Source organism: Mycolicibacterium komossense (assembly GCF_025822605.1).
Lineage (GTDB): Bacteria > Actinomycetota > Actinomycetes > Mycobacteriales > Mycobacteriaceae > Mycobacterium > Mycobacterium komossense.
In genome coordinates, this window is the sequence record NZ_JACKTY010000010.1 from 1 (window position 1) to 20,934 (window position 20,934).

The window sequence follows — 20,934 nt, forward strand, 5'->3', positions numbered from 1 at the left end:
GGTGCAGGGGTCATCGGGCTGACGGCGGCCGGGGCCGCGGGCGCCCCCGGCACGGCGGGCACGCCAGGCGCGGGCAGGGCGGCCGGGGCTGCTGCGACGGCCGCGGCCGGGTCGGCCACCCGGAAGCCGTTGACGATGGCGTCGGTGGCCGGGGCCGCGGCGACCGCCTGGTTGGCCGCGGTGGTCACCGACAGCGAGACCAGGTACTTGTCGGGACCCGCGGTCGCGATCACATGGCGTTTCGAGGTGTTGAGCATCATGTCGTTCTGCCGGTACACGCCCTCGATCTTCGAGGACGGGAATCCGCCGAACGGGGTCAGCGACGCGTCGGTGGACTGCCAGTTCGATTCCAGCTGGCTGTCGATGAACCCGTGCGTGATGGCCTCGTTGGCGTCGAAGTCGCCGGTCAGCTTGTAGACCACGACCTGCGCGTTGGACGTGTAGAGGCCGTCGCCGCCCTGGCGGTCGGCGATCACGACGAAAGCGTCCGGCACGTTCGGGTCGGGTACCTGGGTCCAGCCGCTGGGCATCGGCAGGGTGATGTTCAGTGCCCGGAAATCGCGCGGGGTCTGCGGCTCGAGCGTGACGCCCTTGCTCTTGAGGAAATCGATGAGTGTTCCGGACGTGGCGGGAACCAGCGCCGGGGCCTGGACCAGGGGCGCCGGCGCGGCTGCCTGGGTGATGACCTGGGGCGCGGCGCCCGGGAGGGTGCCGCTCTGGGCGGTGGCGGCCGGTGCGGGGCCGAGCAGCGAGTCGGCGCTGGCTACGGGCGCGGCGGTGACGGTCTGGGTGACGGTCACCGGCGCCGGGACGGGGGCGGGAATGGCGGGTTCCGCGTAGGCGGTGGTTCCCCCGAGACCCACAATGCCTGCGATGCCTGCGGCCAATCCACCTGCCACCAGCTGCCAGCTACGGGCCTTGATCAACATGAACTGTCGTTCCTTCCGGGGTTGCCCCAACACGGATCGGGGTGCAGTCGACCCCATGTCAGGCGCTGAATGTATCGGCGCTCCACCGTCGCGCTCTAGGCCCGAGAGCAACCTGGAACCGAGCTGGGACCAATCGATGATGGGTCTGCAACGCAACCGAGACCTCCCCGTTCGCGAGGGGTGCGCCGACGATCGACCACGGCTGCGTTTTTTGGTGCCCGGACTTGCCCTTATACCCTGTGTGCGTGACCGAATCCCCGACCCGAGCACCCGTTACCAGCCAAGACGGCGCGCCGGCCGACGCCGACGCACCGCAGTTTCGCTATACCGCGGAGCTCGCGGGCCGGATCGAGGCGGACTGGCAGGGCAACTGGGCCCGGTCGGGCACCTTCAACGTGCCGAACCCGGTGGGCTCGCTGGCGCCGGCCGGCGGGTCGGCGGTCCCCGCGGACAAGATGTTCGTCCAGGACATGTTCCCGTACCCCTCGGGCGAGGGCCTGCACGTCGGGCACCCGTTGGGCTACATCGCCACCGATGTCTATGCCCGCTACTTCCGGATGACCGGACGCAACGTGCTGCACGCGCTGGGTTTCGACGCGTTCGGCTTGCCCGCGGAGCAGTACGCGGTACAGACCGGCACCCATCCGCGGACGCGGACCGAAGCCAATATCGTCAACTTCCGTCGTCAGCTCGGTCGGTTGGGGCTCGGCCACGATGCCCGGCGCAGTTTCTCGACCACTGATGTCGATTTCTACAAGTGGACGCAGTGGATCTTCCTGCAGATCTACAACGCCTGGTTCGACACCTCGGTTAATCGGGCCCGTCGCATCGACGAGTTGGTCGCCGAATTCGATTCCGGTGCACGCTCTCTAGACGACGGCCGGAACTGGGCGGCCCTCAGTGCGGGGGAACGCGCCGACGTGATCGACGGGTATCGCCTGGTCTACCGATCGGATTCGATGGTCAACTGGTGCCCGGGTCTGGGTACCGTGCTGGCCAACGAGGAGGTCACCTCCGACGGCCGCAGCGAGCGCGGCAACTTCCCAGTCTTCCGGAAACGGTTGCGGCAGTGGATGATGCGGATCACGGCGTACTCCGATCGCCTGCTCGAGGATCTCGATGTGCTGGACTGGCCGGACAAGGTCAAGTCGATGCAGCGCAACTGGATCGGCCGCTCGACGGGCGCCGAGGTCAGGTTCGCGACCGACGCCGGCGATATCGAGGTTTTCACCACTCGGCCGGACACCCTGTTCGGGGCCACCTACCTGGTGCTGGCACCCGAACATCCGCTGGTCGAGCAACTCACCGCGGCGCAGTGGCCCGACGGGACCGATCAGCGGTGGACCTTCGGTGGGGCGTCACCGGCGCAGGCCATCGCGGCCTACCAGAAGTCGATCGCCGCGAAATCCGACCTGGAGCGCCAGGAGAACAAGTCCAAGACCGGCGTGTTCACCGGCTCGTATGCGACGAATCCGGTTAACGGCCAACGTATTCCGGTGTTCATCGCCGATTATGTGCTGATCGGCTACGGCACCGGCGCGATCATGGCGGTGCCCAGCGGTGACCAGCGTGACTGGGACTTCGCCACGGAGTTCGGGCTGCCGATCATTGAGGTGGTCACCGGGGGAGACGTGTCGCTGGCCGCCTACAACGGGGACGGCGTGCTGGTGAACTCCGACTACCTCAACGGGTTCACCGTCGCCGAGGCCAAGGCGGCCATCACCGAGCGTCTGGTCGCCGACGGACGCGGGCAGGCCCGGATCGAGTACAAGTTGCGGGACTGGCTGTTCGCCCGCCAGCGGTACTGGGGTGAGCCGTTCCCGATCGTCTACGACGCGGATGACCGTGCGCACGGCCTGCCCGATGCGCAGTTACCCGTGGAACTGCCTGACGTGCCGGATTATTCGCCCGTGTTGTTCGACCCTGATGACGCGGACAGCGAGCCGTCGCCACCGTTGGGCAAGGCGCACGACTGGGTGAACGTCGAGCTGGACCTGGGCGACGGGCTGCAGCACTACACCCGCGACACGAACGTCATGCCGCAGTGGGCGGGCAGCTCCTGGTACGAGTTGCGCTACGCCGATCCGCATAACTCAGAAGAGTTCTGCGCCAAGGAAAATGAGGCGTACTGGATGGGCCCGCGCCCGGCCGAACACGGTCCGGACGACCCCGGTGGCGTCGACCTGTACGTCGGTGGCGTCGAGCATGCGGTTCTGCATCTGCTCTACAGCCGGTTCTGGCACAAGGTGCTCCACGACCTCGGCCACGTCAGCTCCCGTGAGCCCTACCGCCGGTTGGTGAACCAGGGCTACATCCAGGCGTTCGCCTACACCGACTCGCGCGGGTCCTACGTGCCGGCCGCCGAGGTCGTCGAGCGGGACAAGAAGTTCTACTGGACCGGACCGGATGGCGAAATTGAGGTCGTCCAGGAGTTCGGCAAGATCGGCAAGAGCCTGAAGAACTCGGTCTCGCCCGACGAGATCTGCGACAACTACGGTGCGGACACCCTGCGCGTCTACGAGATGTCGATGGGGCCGATCGAGGCGTCCCGGCCCTGGGCCACCAAGGATGTCGTCGGTGCGCATCGCTTCCTGCAGCGCGTGTGGCGCCTGGTCGTCGACGAGCAGACCGGCGAAGGCCAGGTGGTCGATGATGAGGCGCTCGAGAACGTGACGCTCAAGGCGTTGCACAAGACGATCGCCGGGGTCTCGGAGGACTACGCCAACCTGCGGGACAACACCGCCGCGGCAAAGCTCATCGAGTACACCAACCACCTGACCAAGGCGGGGGTGCGCGCCAGAGCAGCGATCGAACCCCTGGTGTTGATGCTCGCTCCGCTGGCGCCGCACCTGGCCGAGGAACTGTGGCATCGGCTGGGTCACGACGCGTCGCTGGCCCATGGACCGTTCCCGATCGCCGATCCCGCCTATCTGGTAGAGGACACGGTCGAATACCCGGTGCAGGTCAACGGCAAGGTGCGCGGCCGGATCGCGGTGGCGGCCGATGCCGGCGCCGATGCGGTCGAGGCGGCGGCCCTGGCCGACGAGAAGGTCCAGGCCTCGTTGGCGGGTAAGACCCCGAAGAAGGTCATCGTCATACCGGGCAAGATGGTCAACCTGGTGGTGTGAAGCCTGATCGTCTCGCTACTGATCGTCTCGCTCCTCAACTCTGGTCGTTCCTCGCAGCGCGTCGGTCGCTCGACAACCTCACCGTTGAGTTAGGTTCTCCCACCGGTTTTCATGCATTCGTGGCTTTGCATACGAAACTGCGGATACTCGGAATCAGGGCACGCAGCGCGGCGGAAAGCCCGTCTGAGAGTTCTCGCGCGCCCCGGTTTGGAGTGCACTATGAGTGACAATCGGATCGTCGTCTACAAGGGGCCGGGCAAGGTCGCCGTCGAGACCCTGCCCTACCCGAAGCTCGAGGTGCCCGCAGAGGTAGCCGAGGCCATGGGCATGAGCCGCAAGGCCGACCACGGCGTCATCCTCAAATGCGTGTCCACGAACATCTGCGGCTCGGACCAACACATGGTGCGCGGCCGGACCACCGCGCCGATAGGGCAGACGCTGGGTCACGAGATCACTGGCGAGATCGTCGAAAAAGGTTCTGACGTCCAGTTTTTGGAAGTCGGTGATATCTGTACGGTGCCGTTCAACATCGCCTGCGGCCGGTGTCGCAACTGCCGTGAGGGACAGACCGGCATCTGCCTGAACGTCAACCCGGCCCGCGCCGGATCGGCTTACGGCTATGTCGACATGGGCGGCTGGCTCGGTGGTCAGGCCGACTACGTGATGGTGCCGTTCGCCGATTTCAACCTGTTGAAGTTCCCCGACCGGGATCAGGCGCTGGCCAAGATCCGGGACCTGACGATGCTCTCGGACATCTTCCCGACCGGCTATCACGGAGCGAAGACAGCCGGTGTCACGACGGGCTCGACGGTGTACGTCGCGGGCGCGGGCCCGGTGGGCCTGGCTGCGGCCTATTCCGCGCAGCTGCTGGGAGCGGCAGTCGTCATCGTCGGTGACCTCAACGCCGACCGGCTCAAGCAGGCCGAGTCCTTCGGTTGCGAGACCATCGACATCAGTGCGGACGCGAGCCTCGAGGACCAGGTCGCCAACATCCTCAACACCAACGAAGTCGACTGTGCTGTCGACGCCGTCGGCTTCGAGGCCAGTGGCCACGGCCACGGCGCGGGGGAGCAGCCCGCCGCCGTGCTCAACTCGATCATGAGCCTGACCCGCGCCGGCGGATCGCTGGGCATCCCGGGCCTGTATGTCACCGGCGATCCCGGGGCTGCGGACGCCGACGCCAAGGAGGGGACGCTCAAGGTCCGCCTCGGCTTGGGCTGGGCCAAGAGCCACAGCTTCGCGACCGGTCAGTGCCCGGTGCTCAAGTACAACCGCGGGTTGATGATGAGCATCCTGCACGACAAGGCCCATATCGCCGACGCAGTGAACGCCACGGTCATCAAACTCGAGGATGCTCCCGAGGGTTATGCACAGTTCGATTCCGGTGTCGCGCAGAAGTTCGTGCTGGATCCCCACGGGATGGTGCCGGCCGCCTGATCCTGCGGCGCCCGGCTAACGGGGTCGGATGATGACCTCGTGGACGTGGCCGTCGGCCGGGGTGGCCACCGCGTTCGCGACCACCTCGGCGACGGTCGCCGGGCTCATGAACGCCGCCGGGTCGTAGTCGCGACTTTCGTAGGCGATCAGATCTCGCTGCATCTCACTGTCGAATCGACCCGGGTGGATCGAGGTGACCCGCAGCGCGGGTTCGTCGGCCCGCAGCGAATCGGCGAACGACCGCAGGGCGAACTTGCTGGCCGAATAGGACGCCATGCCCGGAGACGCCCTCAGTCCGGCGCCGGAGTTGATGAAGATGACGTGGCCCCGCGCTTCACGCAGCGCAGGCAGTAGCGCCAGCGTCAGCGCCACCGGGCCCTCGACGTTGACTGCCATCGTGTGGCGCCACTGTTCTGGCGTCGATTCGGCGACCCGCCCCGGATACGAGACCGCGGCATTGTGTACCAGCACATCGAGCTCGGCCAGCACCTCGGCGCTCGCCTCGATGCTGGCGGTGTCGGTCAGGTCCAACGGCCAGGTAGGTGCGCCCAGCCGTTCGGCGACGGCGTCGAGACGTGGCGACGGACGCCCCGCGAGCAGGACCGTGTGGGTGGGTGCCAGTGCGGTCGCGATGGCGGCGCCGAGTCCGCCGCCGGCGCCGGTGATCAGAGCGGTCGGCATGCGGGCCACCTTAACGCGCGCGGCGTTCTGTGAGCTCGTCGCGCGAGCTGTGCGCGGTGGCCGCAGAATGGAGCCGTGGCTCCCGATCCGAGTTTCGCCCCGACGCAACTCGCCGCGCGGGCTGCCTATCTGTTGCGCGGTAACGACCTCGGCGTGATGACGACGGCCGCGCCCCTGCTGTACCCGCACATGTGGAGCTGGGACGCGGCGTTTGTCTCGATCGGGCTGGCGCCGCTGTCGGTGGAGCGGGCTGTCGTCGAACTCGACACCCTGCTGTCGGCACAGTGGGCCAACGGGATGATCCCGCATATCGTCTTCGCCAGCGGCGTCGACGGCTACTTTCCCGGCCCCGCCCGCTGGGCCACGTCTGCGCTCGCCGCGGACGCGCCCCGCAACCGGCACACGTCGGGGATCACCCAGCCACCAGTTCATGCCATCGCGGTCCAGCGCATCCTGGACAACGCCCGCACCCGTGGCCGTTCGACCCGCGCTGTCGCCGAGGCGTTTCTGGACCGCCGCTGGGACGATCTGGTCCGCTGGCACCGTTGGCTGGCGGAGGCTCGTGATCAGGAGGGCCATGGGCGCATCACGCTCTACCACGGCTGGGAATCCGGGATGGACAACTCGCCTCGCTGGGACAGTGCGTACGCCAACGTGATTCCCGGTGCGGTGCCCGAATACCAGCGCGAAGACAACAAGATCAACACCGACGCCAGCCAGCGACCGTCAGACCTCGAGTACGACCGCTACCTGTGGCTGCTGGAGGAGATGAAATCGGCGCGCTACGACGACCAGCTGCTGCCGAAGGTGATGAGCTTCGCCGTCGAGGACGTGTTCGTCTCGGCGATCTTCTCGGTGGCCTGTTCGGTGCTCGCCGAGATCGGGGAGGACTACAAGCGACCGCACTCAGATGTCCGCGACCTCTACGGGTGGGCAGATCGCTTCCGCTCCGGCGTGCTCGAGACCACAGACCAAAGAACCGGTGCAGCAAAAGATTTCGACGTAAAGGCAGATAAGTGGATCGCGACCGAGACCGTCGCGCAGTTCTCGCCGCTGCTCTGTGGCGGCCTGCCTCACGATAAGGAGCGGTCGCTGCTGCGGTTGCTGGACGGGCCGCGATTCTGTGGGCATCCGGACCTGAAGTACTCGCTGATTCCGTCGACATCGCCGGTGTCGCGGGACTTCCGCTCTCGTGAGTACTGGCGTGGCCCGATCTGGCCGGTGCTGACGTGGTTGTTCTCTTGGGCGTTCGCCCGTCGCGGTTGGGCTGAACGGTCAACGAGCTTGCGGCGCGAGGGCTTACGTCAGGCCAGCGACGGTACCTTCGCCGAGTATTACGAGCCGTTCACCGGTGAACCGCTGGGCAGCATGCAGCAGTCGTGGACCGCCGCCGCGGTGCTTGACTGGTTGGGCTAGCCGCAGCCGCGCTCTTTGCCGCCGGCTTCTTTGCCGTCGGCCAGTTTCTCCAGCGGCGCCAGCGCTTGATGCAGGACCTCGAGGTCGGCCGGGCTGAGTTCGCGCAGCATCGCGGCCAGCGACGCCCGGCGGTTCGCCAGCGACTCCGCGTGCACGGAGTGACCCTTCGGGGTGATGTCGACGAGTACCGCGCGCAGATCGGACGGGTCCCGGGACCGCTTCACCAGACCCAGCTTCTCGAGTCGGCGGATCGCCACCGTCGTCGTCGGTGTCCGAACCCGTTCGTGTGCGGCAAGTTCCGTCATGCGGATCGGCCCGCGGTCCAGCAACGTGACGAGTATCGACAACTGCGCCAACGTCAGGTCACCCGTGGGCACCCTGCTGGTGGTGGTATCGCCCCGCCGCAGGACCGAAAACAACTTGGACAGCGTCCGGTGCAGCCCCTCCGCAAGCTCCGTCACCTCGGTGACGGCGACTTCGCCCTCTGCCATAGTTCGACAGTCTAACCTGTCTCCGCCTGACATTACTCAGGCTCAGACTTTTTCCCGGCCAGGTCAGAGGCCTGTTACAACACCTGCGACAGAAACTTCTGCAGTCGGTCGGTCTCCGCTGCATCGAAGATCTGCTCGGGTGGACCGGCTTCGACCACCTTGCCGTGGTCCATGAAGACCACGCTGTCCGAGGCTGACCGGGCGAAGCCCATTTCATGCGTGACGACCACCAGCGTCATACCGTCGGCGCCCAGGTCGGCGATCAAGGCGAGGATGCCCTTGACCAGTTCGGGATCCAGCGCCGAGGTGGCCTCGTCGAAGAACATCACCTGTGGTGACATGGCGAGTGCCCGGGCGATCGCGACGCGCTGCTGCTGCCCGCCCGAGAGCGTGCCGGGCCGGACGTCGGCCTTGTGCTGGAGCCCGACTCGCTCCAGCTGAGCCAGTGCGAGCTCGCGGGCGGCATCGGCCGACAATCCCTTGAGCTTGCGCGGGCCGAGCGTCACGTTGTCGAGCACACTGCGATGCGGGAACAGGTTGAACTGCTGGAACACCATGCCGATGCGCTGGCGTAGTTGGTCGGGATCGTCCTTGAGCACCGAGCGTCCGTCGAGCAGAATGTCGCCGCTGTCCGGTTCGTAGAGCCGGTTCAGCGTTCGCAGCAATGTCGACTTACCGGAACCGGACGGGCCGATCACGGCCACACTGCTGCCGGCGGGGACGTCGATATCGACTCCCCGCAGAACCTTGTTCGGCCCGAAGGACAGGTGAATGTCCTTGCCGGTGAGGGAGACCGGCTCGATGGCAGTGGGGGAAATCGCAGTGGGGGAAGTAGCCATCAGGTCATCTCCTGGGTGGCGCTGAGCTCCAGCGGATCCTCCGCCTCGGTAGGCGTCCGACCGCGCCGCAGCCGACCGTCGATGTAGTTCACCAGGTGGGTGAGCGGGATGGTGAGGACCAGGTAGAACAGGCCGGCGGCGACCAGCGGGGACAGGTTGCCGGTCTGGGCGTTGAGGTCACGGCCGACCTGGAACAGTTCGCGCTGGCTGGCGATCAGGCCGAGGAAGTACACCAGCGACGACGCCTTCAGCAGTGAGATGAACTGGTTGACCAGCGCGGGCAGCACCCGACGCACGCCTTGGGGTATCACGACCAGCCGCATCGACGACGAATAGCTGAAACCCAGTGCGCGCGAGGCCTCGAGCTGCCCGGCTTCGACGCTCTGAATACCGGAGCGCAGAATTTCCCCGACGTACGCCGCGGCCATCAAACCGAGTGCGGCGATGCCAAGCGGGTAGGGGTTGTTGCCGGTCAGTTGGCCGACGACGGGCCCGACGCCAAGGCCGATGATCAAGATGATCACCACCTCGGGCAGACCCCGGAAGATGTCGGTGTAGATCCGGGCCGGCCAGCGTAGCCATCGCGATCTGGAGATCCCGGCGACTGCCAGGGCCATGCCCAGCGCGAGCCCGATGATGCTGGCGCTGATGGTGAGGATCAGGGTGTTGGGCAGCCCGGTTTTGAACAGATCGGGAATCGCCTGTTTGTAGAGGCCCCAGTCGAGGAACGAGTCCTTCAGTTGAGACAGCGTCGATTTGGGGCCCGACGGCGCAGTCTCATCGGGCCTCTTCTCGGCGGCGATCGCGGCGAAGTCCGGAAGCTGCGGCAGCGGTGCGGCTTTCGACCCGGGTTTCCAGCCCGGCGGCAACGCGCGCGGGACCCAGTCGGAATACAGCCGGGCCCATGTGCCGTCGGCTATCACCGCGTCCAACCCGGAGTTGAGCGCGTCGATGAGCGGTTTGTTCTCCTTGGCCACCGCGTAGGCGACGAAGTTGTCCAGACTGAAGGTGTTTTCGACGATCTGGGCCGGGTCGCCGGGTTTGATCGTGCCGACCGCCTGCTGTGAGGGGGCCACCCACGCATCGATCTGACGGGTCTTCAAGCTGGCGTACACCGTGTTGTAGTCGGGGAACTTCACCGGGTCCAGGTGCAGCGTGTCCACCAGGTAGGCCTCTTGGACGGTTCCCTGCACCACACCGATCCGCTGCCCGGGCGCCAGTTTGTCGAAACCGGTGATCGGTGAACCCGTCGGCACGACCAGCGAGAAGTAGCCGAAGTCATAGCCGTTGGTGAATCCGACGGTGCGGCGGCGGGCCTCGGTGGTGGTGATGGACGACGATCCGACGTCGAAACGGCGGGCGGCCACCTGCGCGAGCAGGCCGGAGAAATCGGTGCCGACGAAGTTGATCTTCAAGCCCAGCTTGCCGGCGATGGCACGCAACAGTTCGTTGTCGAAACCGGTGAACTGGCCTTCGGAGTTGATGCAGATGCTCGGCGGCGCATCCGACAGCGTCCCGACGGTGAGCGTGCCGGGTGTGCCGAGGCCCAGCGCGGCGGTGTTCACCGCCTCGAGCGGCTCGACGGTCGGCGTTGTGTACTTGTCCGCTGCCGGCCCTTTGGCGGCCGCGGCGAGATTGGCCGGCAGGGGACTGGCGCTGTCGACGCCGGGCGGCGCGCACTGATCGGCGGCCGCCGTCGGCGCCAGGATCAGGCCGGACACCATCAAGGCCGTTGCGGCAAGCGCGACGATCCGCCCGGGATGAAATCTCATTGTGAGAAACCTAGCCGCCCGGGCCTGACGACTGGGCGGGTTCGGCTCACTCGGAGTGCAAAGTCTTGAGCACTCCGCGCCGAACCAGCTCGTCGCGCATGAGACTGCCCAACAGCTCCGCACGGCGAAGATTGGCGGCCCGGGCGGCAACCGGATCGTGCCGGCGGATCGCATCCGTTTCCGCTACGTGCACCTCCACCATCTCGTCGTTGGAGACGAGGTACGCCGGCCGGAACGCCGGCGGCATGAAGCTCTGTGAGGCGAGGATCAGAGCCAACAACCGGGGCCCGGCATAGGTTTCGTAGATGAGCCGGCGGTAGTCCCAGCCCGCCTGCTGGAACAGCTGAGCGTCGCTCCTGGTGGATTTCATTGTGGCCAGCAAGGATTCGAGGCCCTCGAGAATCTGGCAGTCCGGGTCGGCGGCTGCCCGTTCGGAAACAAGTCCGTTGAGCATGCCGTAGACCTCGTGATGCTCGAGGATGACTGCTTCGTCGAACCGTTCGATGAACGCCCCGCGGTGATACCGCGTGCTGATGATCCCGTCGTGCTCGAGCTGGACCACCGCCTCCTGGATGGGCACCCGGCTGACGCCGAGATCCTTGGCGACCAGGTTTCGGTCGATGCGGTCACCAGTGCGCACCTTGCCGGTCAGGATCAGGTTTATGACGTGCGCGACCACCAGATCTTTTTCTTTGAGTCCATATTTTTTAGGCACGCACGAACTCCCTGTTTTCAACGGGCACCGAGTGTCTGGGGTGCACCGCTTGATACTGCGCTCAATACCGCGGCGATTGGCGAAATTCCCACCATTCTCAGACAGAATTTGGGTTCGGCGTGCTGCCACGCAACTCCAGGTCAAGCGCCAGCGGATGCACCCGACCGTCAGGTAAGACGAAATATCATCGCCGTCAATACAATTCGCTTATGACAGAGGTGCATTTCGCCTGCGCTCCGGTACCGGCGCACTCTGTGTCAGCGTGAGTCGCGCCACCGGCACAGCGCTTCAGCCGCGCTCAGGTCGTAGTCCGGACCATTGCAACCAACCGTCAGCAGGCTGACACCAAGCGATGTCAGCGCTTCGGCATTCGCGATCAGCGTGTCCAGACCTTCGCCCCGGCTCACTCCGCTGTCGACCTCGACACCGGACGACCGCTCGATGGTGGCGGGATCGCGGCCCACGCTCGCGCAGTGCTCGGCGAGCACCTCCGCCTTGCGGGGATAGCTCTCGGCGGTGGTGAACCCGTGCCAGATATCGCCGTATTCGGCCACCAGTTTCAGCGTCTTCTTCTCGCCCTGGCCGCCGATGAGGATCGGAATGTCGCGCGTGGGCGCCGGATTGAGCTTGGCCAGCCGGGATTTGATCCGCGGCAGGGCAGCCGCCAGGTCGTCGAGCCGACTACCGGCGGTGCCGAACTCGTAGCCGTACTCGTCGTAATCCTTTTCCTTCCAGCCGGAGCCGATGCCGAGGATCAACCGTCCGCCGGAGATGTGGTCGACGGTGCGCGCCATATCGGCGAGGAGTTCGGGATTGCGGTATGAGTTGCAGCTGACCAGTGCCCCGATCTCGATACGTGACGTCTGTTCGGCCCAGGCGCCCAACATGGTCCAGCACTCGAAGTGCGCTCCGTCGGGATCGCCGAAGAGCGGAAAGAAGTGGTCCCAGTTGAAGGCGACGTCGACGCCGATGTCCTCGCAGCGCCGCACAGCGTCGCGGATGTCGTTGTAGTCGGGTGCATGCTGGGGCTGCAGCTGGACGCCGATGCGCAGTGGGAAGCTCATGGCTTCCAGGTTAGGCCCAGGGCTCAGTCGGAGAGCACGCCGCGCAGAATCTCGACCAGCTTCGCGGGCTGGTCTCCCTGCACGGAGTGCCCGGACTCTGCGACGACATGGGTGCGCTGGAAACCGGGGGCCCCCTTGGCGAACGCGGCTGCGTCGTCGTCGTTGACGAAGAACGAGTTGGCACCTCGCACCAGCGTCGTCGGCATGGTGATAGCGGGGACGTCGTCCCACAGTCGCTCGAACCCGTCACCCTTGCGGAAGGAGTCGTAGCGCCACGTCCAGGTGCCGTCGTCGAGTTGTTTCGAATTGTGGAATACGCCGCGGCGCAACGATTCCCGGCTTCGATGCGGAGAGGCGGCGACGGTCACGTCGAGCATGGCGGCGAAGCTGGGGAATGAGCGGTCGCCCTTCACCAGCGCGACCGCACCCAGTTGCGCCTTCGTCATCTCTTCGTGCCGCTCTGGGGCGGACGGGGTGACGTCGACGAGCAGAAGTTCGGGCACCAGCGCCGGATCGGTGGCGGCGATCCGCAGCGCGGTCAGTCCGCCGAGCGACATCCCGACGACCAGCCGCGGGTTCGGCGCCCACTCCCGCAAGAAGGGCCGCAGCGTCTCGGCGTTCAGCTTGGGGCCGTAGTCGCCGTCCTCACGCCACGCGGAGCGGCCGTGGCCAGGCAGATCGATCGCCAGCGCCGGTTCGCCGAGTCCGAGGATGACGGTGTCCCAGGTATGCGCGTTCTGCCCGCCGCCGTGCAGGAAGACGACCCGCGGCGACTCCTCGCCCCACGCGATGGCGCTGATCGGACCCGACTCGATTCGGGCGACGGGCGGGAGCGGACCCGTCGCACCGATCTGTTCGGCGTTCTCCGGCAGCAGGGCGAACTCGTCGAGCCCCGTCAAGTCCTCGTCACTGACCACGAACCCGACCCTACAACGCGATTTGGGCGTGCCGGGTTGCGCTCATCGCAACTCAGCACGCCCAAATCACAGGAAAAACTAGCCCTCGATGAAGTCCTCGAGCTGCGCACGGGCGATATCGTCCGGCAGCTGCTTCGGGGGGCTCTTCATCAGGTACGCCGACGCCGCCTCGACGGGGCCACCGATACCGCGGTCCAGGGCGATCTTCGCGGCGCGCACCGCGTCGATGATGACGCCTGCCGAGTTCGGCGAGTCCCACACCTCGAGCTTGTACTCGAGGTTGAGCGGCACGTCACCGAAGGCGCGGCCTTCGAGCCGGACGTAGGCCCACTTGCGGTCATCGAGCCAGCCGACGTGATCGGACGGGCCGATGTGGACGTCCTTGGTGTTGAACTCGCGTTGCAGGTTGGACGTGACGGCCTGGGTCTTGGAGATCTTCTTCGACTCCAGGCGCGAGCGCTCCAGCATGTTGAGGAAGTCCATGTTGCCGCCGACGTTGAGCTGCATGGTGCGGTCCAGCTGCACACCGCGGTCCTCGAACAGCTTCGCCATCACGCGGTGGGTGATGGTCGCTCCGACCTGGCTCTTGATGTCGTCACCGACGATCGGGACGCCTGCGGCGCGGAACTTTTCAGCCCATACCGGGTCGGAGGCGATGAACACCGGCAGCGCGTTGACGAAGGCCACGCCGGCGTCGATGGCGCACTGGGCGTAGAACTTGTCGGCCTCTTCGGAGCCCACCGGCAGGTAGGACACCATGACGTCGACCTGGGCGTCCTTGAGTGCCTTGACGACGTCGACGGCCTCGACATCGGAGATTTCGATGGTCTCCGAGTAGTACTTGCCGATGCCGTCGAGGGTCGGTCCGCGCTGCACCGTCACGTTGGTCGGCGGCACGTCGGCGATCTTGATGGTGTTGTTCTCGGAGGCGAAGATGGCCTCGGAAAGGTCGAAGCCGACCTTCTTGGCGTCCACGTCGAACGCGGCCACGAACTTCACGTCGCGAACGTGGTACTGGCCGAGCTTCACGTGCATCAGGCCGGGGACGGTGACGTTCTCGTCGGCGTCCTGGTAGTACTGCACGCCCTGTACCAGCGAGGAGGCGCAGTTACCGACGCCGACGATGGCGACTCGGATATCTCCGGACGCCCCATTCGCCGCAGTCGCGTTCTTCTCACTCATGGACGTTCTCCTTTTATCCGTAAATTCTGTCGAGCAGTAACTGGATCGGTTGGGGTTTCTTCTGGTCTTGATCAGGGCTGATCGGGACGGCCTTGCGCCACGTGTTCGGCGGCGATCAGGTCGTTGAGCCACTTCACTTCACGCTCGCTGGATTCCAGTCCGAGCTGATGCAACTGACGGGTGTAGCGGTCAAGTGAATTGCTGGCCCGCGCGATGGCTTCACGCAGCCCTTCGCGGCGTTCTTCTACCTGCCGGCGACGCCCCTCCAGGATTCGCATCCTTGCTTCTGCAGGTGTGCGATTGAAGAAGGCCAGGTGCACACCGAATCCGTCGTCGGTGTAATTCTGCGGCCCGGTGTCTGCGACCAGCTCGGTGAACCGCTGTTGACCGGCGGCGGTGAGTTGGTAGACCCGGCGCGCACGCCGCAGTTTGGTGGTGCCCTCCGGTGCCGCGTCCTCGACGATCAACCCGTCGGCCTGCATGCGGCGCAGGGCGGGATAGAGCGATCCATACGAAAATGCTCGGAAGGCGCCTAACAAGCCCGTCAGCCGTTTTCGCAGTTCGTAGCCGTGCATCGGTGATTCGAGCAGCAGACCCAGTACAGCGAGTTCCAACATGCACGATCACCTCCTCGAATGACCCATTCTGCCGTTACGGCAGTCCGACACCTCGAAAAAGTGTATCGCGCCGATATATACGACGCCACATCTGTCCCCTGTGAAGTGAGTGGCAGTCTCGGCGCGGCAGGACACTCCTGGCGTCAGGAGGGGTAGATGACCCGCTTCACGACGCCGTCGCCATTGGTCTCGAGGTATCCGCTGCCGAAGTCGCTCGAGACATACATCGTCACCGACACATCGCCGGCCGACGGATCCTTGGACGGGCCGATGATCATGTAGGTGTTTTTCACGTCCGCCCGTTTGATGCCGAGGGTCTCGGGTGCCCCGCGCAGCACTCCGACCAAGGCCTTGAGGTCCATCGTGCTGAAGTCGACTAAGCGGTCGCCGTCGCTGATCGGGTCGGTGCCGTCGCTGTCGCCCCAGCCGCCGCGGTAGTTGTAGGAGATCTTGCGTCGGTTGTCTCCTGCGTCAGCGCGGTCGAGGGAACCGAAGTCGGGATAGACCAGCAGTTGGTAGCCCATGGTGTCGCCGAAGCGCTGTTTCATCTGCTCGATCAGTCCGGTCATCCCGCCCAGGGATTGCAACTGTCGCGGTGCGGTGAGAACCACCGGCGCGACACCGTCTGGTTTCGCGCCGGGGTCGGTGGCGAAGCTCAGCGGTGAGCTGGTGTTGCCGTAGAGCCCCCACCCGATCCCGATGCCGAGCACCACCAGCACCACCGCGACGGCCACCCGCAGGCCCAGTCCAGCACGGTTAGCGCTGGATGCGACCGAGACCGGCGATGGCGCTTTCAGATCCGGCAGTTGCACGGGGGCGTTGTCGTTCTGCAGATCGGCGACCAAGTTCTGCAGATCGCCCAGGGTGGCCGCGGTCGTGGCCGTCGCTACCCGCTGGCGATGCTCTTCCATCGAGAGTTGACCGTCGGCCAGTGCGCTGTCGAGCACCGTGCAGGTGTCATTGCGGTCGCTGTCCTTGGCCCTGGTCGCCGCCGTCTGCCGAGTCGCCACGCGATGATCGTAGAAGCCCACTCACTCGATTGGTGGGCGAGCTCGTGATCGGGTTTCGGCCCGGTGGGCGCGCAGGCCAGACGCACAAATCGTGCGCCGGCAGTGGCCCGTCACGCCTCGGCGCTCAGGGGGCCGACGTACTCTTGTCTTCGTGCGATTGCAGCGACAGGTGGTGGACTACGCGCTTCGTCGGCGCTCACTGCTGGCCGAGGTGTATTCCGGGCGCACCGGTGTGACCGAGGTCTGTGATGCCAATCCCTACCTGCTGCGCGCCGCGAAATTCCATGGCAAGACCAGCTCGGTGATGTGCCCGATCTGCCGTAAAGAACAGCTCACGCTCGTGTCGTGGGTGTTTGGCGAGCACCTTGGCGCGGTATCCGGGTCTGCGCGCTCTGCCGAGGAGTTGGTCCTGCTGGCAACCCGATTCGACGAATTCGCTGTACACGTGGTGGAGGTATGCCGGACCTGCAGCTGGAACCATCTGGTCAAGTCGTATGTGCTCGGAGCGCCGCGTCCCAAAAAGGGGACGACGCGCACCAAGGGCACCCAGACGGCGCGCAACGGCGCGCGCACGGCCAGTGAATAGCGAAGGGCGTCACGACCGGCAAGCCTCTGATGTCCCGCGGGTGTCAGCGGGTGAGACCGGTCCGCCCAAACATGCCGTGTCCGACAGCGAGACCAGCCGGCTGCCCCGTTCGGAGGCACCGCCGCTGATGACGCGCACGTCCCCCGGGCAGGCACGCGCGGCCGTACCGCCGGACGCCCGCCCGACCGCCGTCATTCCGCTCGTTCGTGGCGATCTCGATCCGCGCCTGCGTGACCCGGTCGACGCCGTCAAGGCGGCCCTGGATGGCACGCCGCCGCCCATCCCGCCCAATCGTGATCTGCCGCCCACCGGCGGTGGCGGGGGTGACGGGCCACGGCCGAATCCGCTCCGTCGGATCAACTGGAAATGGGTGCGACGGGGCCTTGCGGCCGCCGCGGTGGTGCTCATCGTGTTGCCGATCATCACGTTCGGGATGGCCTATTTCATCGTCGACGTGCCCAAACCCGGCGATATCCGCACCAACCAGGTGTCGACGATCCTGGCCAGCGACGGATCCGAGCTGGCGAAGATCGTTCCGCCGGAAGGAAACCGGGTCGACGTCAGCATCGACCAGATTCCGGTGCATGTCCGCGACGCGGTGATGGCCGCCGAGGACCGGGACTTCTACACCAACCCCGGGTTCTCGTTCACCGGCTTCCTGCGGGCGTTCAAGAACAACATTTTTGGCGGTGATCTGCAGGGCGGTTCCACGATCACCCAGCAGTACGTGAAGAACGCGCTCGTCGGCGATCAGCGCACCGGCCTCGGCGGCCTCGTCCGCAAGGCCAAGGAACTTGTCATCTCGACGAAGATGTCGCGCGAATGGTCCAAAGATCAAGTGCTGCAGTCGTATCTGAACATCATCTATTTCGGCCGCGGGGCCTACGGGATCGGCGCGGCATCGAAGGCTTACTTCAACAAGCCGGTAGATCAGCTGACCGTCGCCGACGGCGCGTTGCTGGCCGCGCTCATCCAGCGGCCGTCCACGCTGGATCCCGCTGTCGACCCGGAGGGGGCCGCGAAGCGGTGGAACTGGGTGCTCGACGGCATGGTTGACATGGGTGCCCTGTCGGCCAGCGACCGTAAGGCCCAGGTCTTTCCGCCGACGGTGTCACCGGATGAGGCTCAGAACGACGGCCAGACGACGGGCCCGAACGGGCTGATCGAACGGCAGGTCACCAAGGAACTGCTGGATCTGTTCAACATCAGCGAGCAGCAGCTCAACACCGAGGGCCTGCAGGTCACCACCACGATCGACCCGAAGGCCCAGGCCGCCGCGGAGGCTGCGGTCACCAACACCCTTGAGGGCCAGGACCCTGATATGCGGTCGGCGGTGGTGTCGATCGATCCGAGAACCGGCGGCGTGAAGGCTTACTACGGCGGATCGGATGCCAACGGGTTCGACTTCGCGCAAGCCGGCCTGCCGACCGGTTCGTCGTTCAAGGTGTTCGCTCTCGTCGCTGCGCTGGAGCAGGGTATCGGCCTGGGTTACCAGGTGGACAGCTCCCCGGTGACCGTCAACGGCATCAAGATCACCAACGTCGAGGGTGAGGGCTGCGGCACCTGCAATATCGCCGAGGCGTTGAAGCAGTCGCTGAACACCAGCTATTACCGGTTGATGTTGAAGCTGAAGAACGGTCCTCAGGATGTCGCCGACGCCGCCCACGCAGCTGGTGTCGCGGACAGCTTCCCCGGCGTCGACCACACGCTGTCCGAGGACGGCAAGGGTGGCCCGCCGAACAACGGAATCGTGCTGGGCCAGTATCAGACTCGGGTGCTCGACATGGCCTCGGCCTACGCCACTCTGGCGAATTCCGGTGTCTACCACGCGCCGCACTTCGTCCAGAAGGTCGTCAACTCGCAAGGTCAGGTGCTGTTCGACGCCGGCTCCCAGGACACCAACGGCGAGCAGCGCATTCCCAAGGCGGTCGCCGACAACGTCACCGCCGCCATGCAGCCGATCGCCGGGTACTCCCGCGGCCACAACTTGGCCGGCGGGCGCGCCTCGGCGGCGAAGACCGGTACGAATCAGCTCGGTGACACCGATGCCAACCGCGATGCCTGGATGGTCGGGTACACCCCGTCCCTGTCGACCGCGGTGTGGGTGGGCACCACCGACGGCACCAGGCCGTTGGTCACCAGCTCCGGCTCTTCGGTCTACGGTTCGGGTCTGCCGTCGGACATCTGGAAGGCCACGATGGACGGTGCTCTGAAGGGCACCGACAACGAGACCTTCCCGAAGCCGACCGAGATCGGCGGCTACGCCGGTGTGCCCGCGCCGCCGCCGCCCCCGCCGCCGCCACCGCCGGTCGATCCGCTGGCGCCGCTGCCCGGCACCGTCATCCAGCCCAGTATCGAAGTGGCACCGGGCATCACGATTCCGCTCGGCCCACCGACCACGGTGACCGCCGAGCCGCCGCCGCCGGGCGACCCTAACGCCCTCGTTCCGCCTCCGCCGCCGTGACGGACGGAAACGCGCAGGCTCTCGACGATTCAGCGCATGCGGGGCGGCCGGCCACGGTCTCGCCGCAGCCTCTGGCGGCCGACCGGCGAAGCGATGACGATCGCGATCTGCCCAGTCGCACCGACTCGCTGGGGTCCGCCCTGTCCGAGGTGGTCGGCGGCCCGGTCGGCCGACACGCCCTGATCGGCCGGCAGCGGTTCTTCACCCCACTGCGCGTGATGTTCGTGATCGCCTTGGTGTTCTTGGCGCTGGGATGGACGACGAAATCCGCCTGCCTGCAGACGGTCGGGACCGGCACCGGTGACCAGAAGGTGGCGAACTGGGCCAACCAGCGCGCCTATTACGAGCTCTGCTACTCCGACACGGTGCCCCTGTATGGCGCAGAGTTGTTGAGCCAGGGCAAGTTTCCGTACAAGTCCAGCTGGCTGGAGATGAAGGACGGTAAGCCCGCCCTGCAGTACGACGGCCAGCCTGCGGTGCGCTACATGGAGTATCCGGTGTTGACCGGGGTCTACCAGTACGTGTCGATGGCGTTGGCGAAAACCTATACGGCACTGACCAAAGCGACGGCGCTGCCGGTGGTCGCCGAAGTGGTGATGTTCTTCAACATCGCGGCACTGGGACTCGCCCTGGCGTGGCTGGCGACGGTATGGGCGACCTCCGCGCTCGCCGGCAGACGCATCTGGGATGCCGCGCTGGTGGCGGGGTCGCCGATCCTGATCTTCCAGGTCTTCACCAACTTCGACGCGCTGGCAACGGCTTTCGCGATCGGTGGGATGTTGGCGTGGGCCCGGCGAAAACCGTATCTGGCGGGTGTGCTGATCGGGCTTGGCGTGGCCGCGAAGCTCTACCCGTTGCTCTTGCTGCTGCCGGTGGTGTTGCTCGGGATCCGCACGGGGCGCTTGACGGGTGCCGCCAAGGCAGCGCTGGCTGCGTTCGTGGCCTGGCTGGTGGTGAACCTGCCGATCATGGTGTTGTTCCCGCGGGGGTGGTCGGAGTTCTTCCGACTCAACACCCGTCGCGGCGACGATATGGATTCGCTGTACAACGTGGTCAAGAGCTTCACCGGATGGGGCGGTTTCGACCAGAATCTGGGGTTGTGGCAGCCGCCGACGCTCTTGAACGCGGTGAGCGCCCTGTTGTTCGCGGCGTGTTGTGCGGCGATCGGTTACGTGGCGCTGACGGCACCGCGGCGACCCCGCGTGGCACAGCTGGCCTTCCTGGTGGTGGCGGCCTTCCTGCTGACCAACAAGGTGTGGAGCCCGCAGTTCTCGCTATGGCTGGTGCCACTGGCGGTGCTGGCGTTGCCGCATCGCCGAATCCTGTTGGCGTGGATGACGATCGATGCACTGGTCTGGGTGCCCAGGATGCTGTTCCTCTACGGCGAACAGAATCGGGGGCTGCCCGAACAGTGGTTCACCACAACGGTTCTGCTCCGCGATATCGCGGTCGTCGTGTTGTGTGCCCTGGTCGTCCAGCAGATTTACCGCCCGGAGCTGGATCTGGTGCGTTGGCGTGGGCGCCAGGATGATCCAGCCGGCGGCCCCTTCGACCGGGCGGCCGATGATCCACCGAAGTGGCTGCCGGATCTGCTGCGGCCCGCCGCGTTGCGTCGGGTGCCGTTGGTGCCGCCGGCCGAGGAGCCCGAGCTGGCCGCCGCGGGGGAGGCGGGAGGCCGCTAGCCGC

17 protein-coding genes are annotated in these 20,934 nt (G+C 66.0%); 6 read left to right on the forward strand and 11 right to left on the reverse strand.

The window, feature by feature from the left end; all coding sequences use genetic code 11:
* Window positions 1-929 (reverse strand): LpqN/LpqT family lipoprotein (locus H7J73_RS01545; protein ID WP_264065472.1); only part of this gene is annotated, 929 nt, incomplete at its 3' end.
* Window positions 930-1,174: 245 nt separating this feature from the next.
* Between H7J73_RS01545 and leuS the strand changes: the two genes are divergently transcribed.
* Together leuS and fdhA are read left to right on the forward strand one after the other, a co-directional pair.
* Window positions 1,175-4,057 carry a leucine--tRNA ligase gene (gene leuS, locus H7J73_RS01550; protein WP_264065473.1) on the forward strand — a complete coding sequence of 961 codons (2,883 nt, stop codon included), beginning with the start codon at window positions 1,175-1,177 and terminating at the stop codon, window positions 4,055-4,057.
* Window positions 4,058-4,276: 219 nt separating this feature from the next.
* A complete protein-coding gene (fdhA, locus tag H7J73_RS01555) occupies window positions 4,277-5,494 on the forward strand; it encodes a formaldehyde dehydrogenase, glutathione-independent (protein ID WP_264065474.1) in 1,218 nt (405 codons plus the stop codon).
* Between the two features lie 15 nt (window positions 5,495-5,509).
* Here the strand turns inward: fdhA and H7J73_RS01560 are convergent, their stop codons facing one another.
* On the reverse strand, window positions 5,510-6,175 hold the full coding sequence (locus H7J73_RS01560) for an SDR family oxidoreductase (RefSeq protein WP_264065475.1): 666 nt from the start codon (window positions 6,173-6,175) through the stop codon (window positions 5,510-5,512).
* Window positions 6,176-6,250: 75 nt separating this feature from the next.
* On the opposite strand from H7J73_RS01560, the gene ggh reads away from it, so the two are divergent.
* Window positions 6,251-7,591 carry a glucosylglycerate hydrolase gene (gene ggh / locus H7J73_RS01565; RefSeq protein WP_264065476.1) on the forward strand — a complete coding sequence of 447 codons (1,341 nt, stop codon included), beginning with the start codon at window positions 6,251-6,253 and terminating at the stop codon, window positions 7,589-7,591.
* Here the strand turns inward: ggh and H7J73_RS01570 are convergent.
* From H7J73_RS01570 to H7J73_RS01610, 9 genes are all read right to left on the reverse strand, one after another.
* Window positions 7,588-8,082 carry a MarR family winged helix-turn-helix transcriptional regulator gene (locus H7J73_RS01570; RefSeq protein WP_264065477.1) on the reverse strand — a complete coding sequence of 165 codons (495 nt, stop codon included), beginning with the start codon at window positions 8,080-8,082 and terminating at the stop codon, window positions 7,588-7,590. The genes ggh and H7J73_RS01570 overlap by 4 nt on opposite strands.
* 74 nt (window positions 8,083-8,156) lie before the next feature.
* Window positions 8,157-8,921: an amino acid ABC transporter ATP-binding protein gene (locus H7J73_RS01575; protein WP_264065478.1), complete on the reverse strand. Its 765-nt coding sequence runs from the start codon at window positions 8,919-8,921 to the stop codon at window positions 8,157-8,159.
* On the reverse strand, window positions 8,921-10,693 hold the full coding sequence (locus H7J73_RS01580) for an ABC transporter substrate-binding protein/permease (protein ID WP_264065479.1): 1,773 nt from the start codon (window positions 10,691-10,693) through the stop codon (window positions 8,921-8,923). Before H7J73_RS01580 ends, H7J73_RS01575 begins: the two co-directional genes overlap by 1 nt.
* 46 nt (window positions 10,694-10,739) lie before the next feature.
* Complete coding sequence (locus H7J73_RS01585) at window positions 10,740-11,408, reverse strand: GntR family transcriptional regulator (RefSeq protein ID WP_264065480.1); 669 nt, start codon at window positions 11,406-11,408, stop codon at window positions 10,740-10,742.
* A 257-nt stretch (window positions 11,409-11,665) separates the two neighbouring features.
* Window positions 11,666-12,472, reverse strand: a complete 807-nt coding sequence (locus tag H7J73_RS01590) for an LLM class F420-dependent oxidoreductase (protein WP_264065481.1) — start codon at window positions 12,470-12,472, stop codon at window positions 11,666-11,668.
* Between the two features lie 23 nt (window positions 12,473-12,495).
* Window positions 12,496-13,389: an Rv0045c family esterase gene (locus H7J73_RS01595; protein WP_264065482.1), complete on the reverse strand. Its 894-nt coding sequence runs from the start codon at window positions 13,387-13,389 to the stop codon at window positions 12,496-12,498.
* 78 nt (window positions 13,390-13,467) lie between these two features.
* The gene (locus H7J73_RS01600; protein ID WP_264065483.1) at window positions 13,468-14,571 is read right to left on the reverse strand and encodes an inositol-3-phosphate synthase; all 1,104 of its coding nucleotides are present in this window, start codon (window positions 14,569-14,571) and stop codon (window positions 13,468-13,470) included.
* Window positions 14,572-14,642: 71 nt separating this feature from the next.
* On the reverse strand, window positions 14,643-15,188 hold the full coding sequence (locus H7J73_RS01605) for a PadR family transcriptional regulator (protein WP_264065484.1): 546 nt from the start codon (window positions 15,186-15,188) through the stop codon (window positions 14,643-14,645).
* A gap of 143 nt (window positions 15,189-15,331) precedes the next feature.
* Entirely contained in the window at window positions 15,332-16,198 is an 867-nt protein-coding gene (locus H7J73_RS01610; protein ID WP_264065485.1) for a DUF1707 SHOCT-like domain-containing protein, read from the reverse strand.
* A 151-nt stretch (window positions 16,199-16,349) separates the two neighbouring features.
* On the opposite strand from H7J73_RS01610, the gene H7J73_RS01615 reads away from it, so the two are divergent.
* The 3 genes from H7J73_RS01615 to H7J73_RS01625 are packed head-to-tail and all read left to right on the forward strand — an operon-like array spanning window position 16,350 to window position 20,930.
* On the forward strand, window positions 16,350-16,784 hold the full coding sequence (locus H7J73_RS01615; RefSeq protein ID WP_264065486.1) for a DUF5318 family protein: 435 nt from the start codon (window positions 16,350-16,352) through the stop codon (window positions 16,782-16,784).
* Window positions 16,777-19,248, forward strand: coding sequence for a transglycosylase domain-containing protein (locus H7J73_RS01620; protein WP_264065488.1), 2,472 nt, complete (start codon window positions 16,777-16,779; stop codon window positions 19,246-19,248). Before H7J73_RS01615 ends, H7J73_RS01620 begins: the two co-directional genes overlap by 8 nt.
* Window positions 19,245-20,930 (forward strand): glycosyltransferase family 87 protein, encoded by a 1,686-nt coding sequence (locus H7J73_RS01625; RefSeq protein ID WP_264065489.1) that lies wholly within the window; start codon window positions 19,245-19,247, stop codon window positions 20,928-20,930. The genes H7J73_RS01620 and H7J73_RS01625 overlap by 4 nt, the downstream gene beginning before the upstream one ends.
* Window positions 20,931-20,934: the final 4 nt, after the last annotated feature.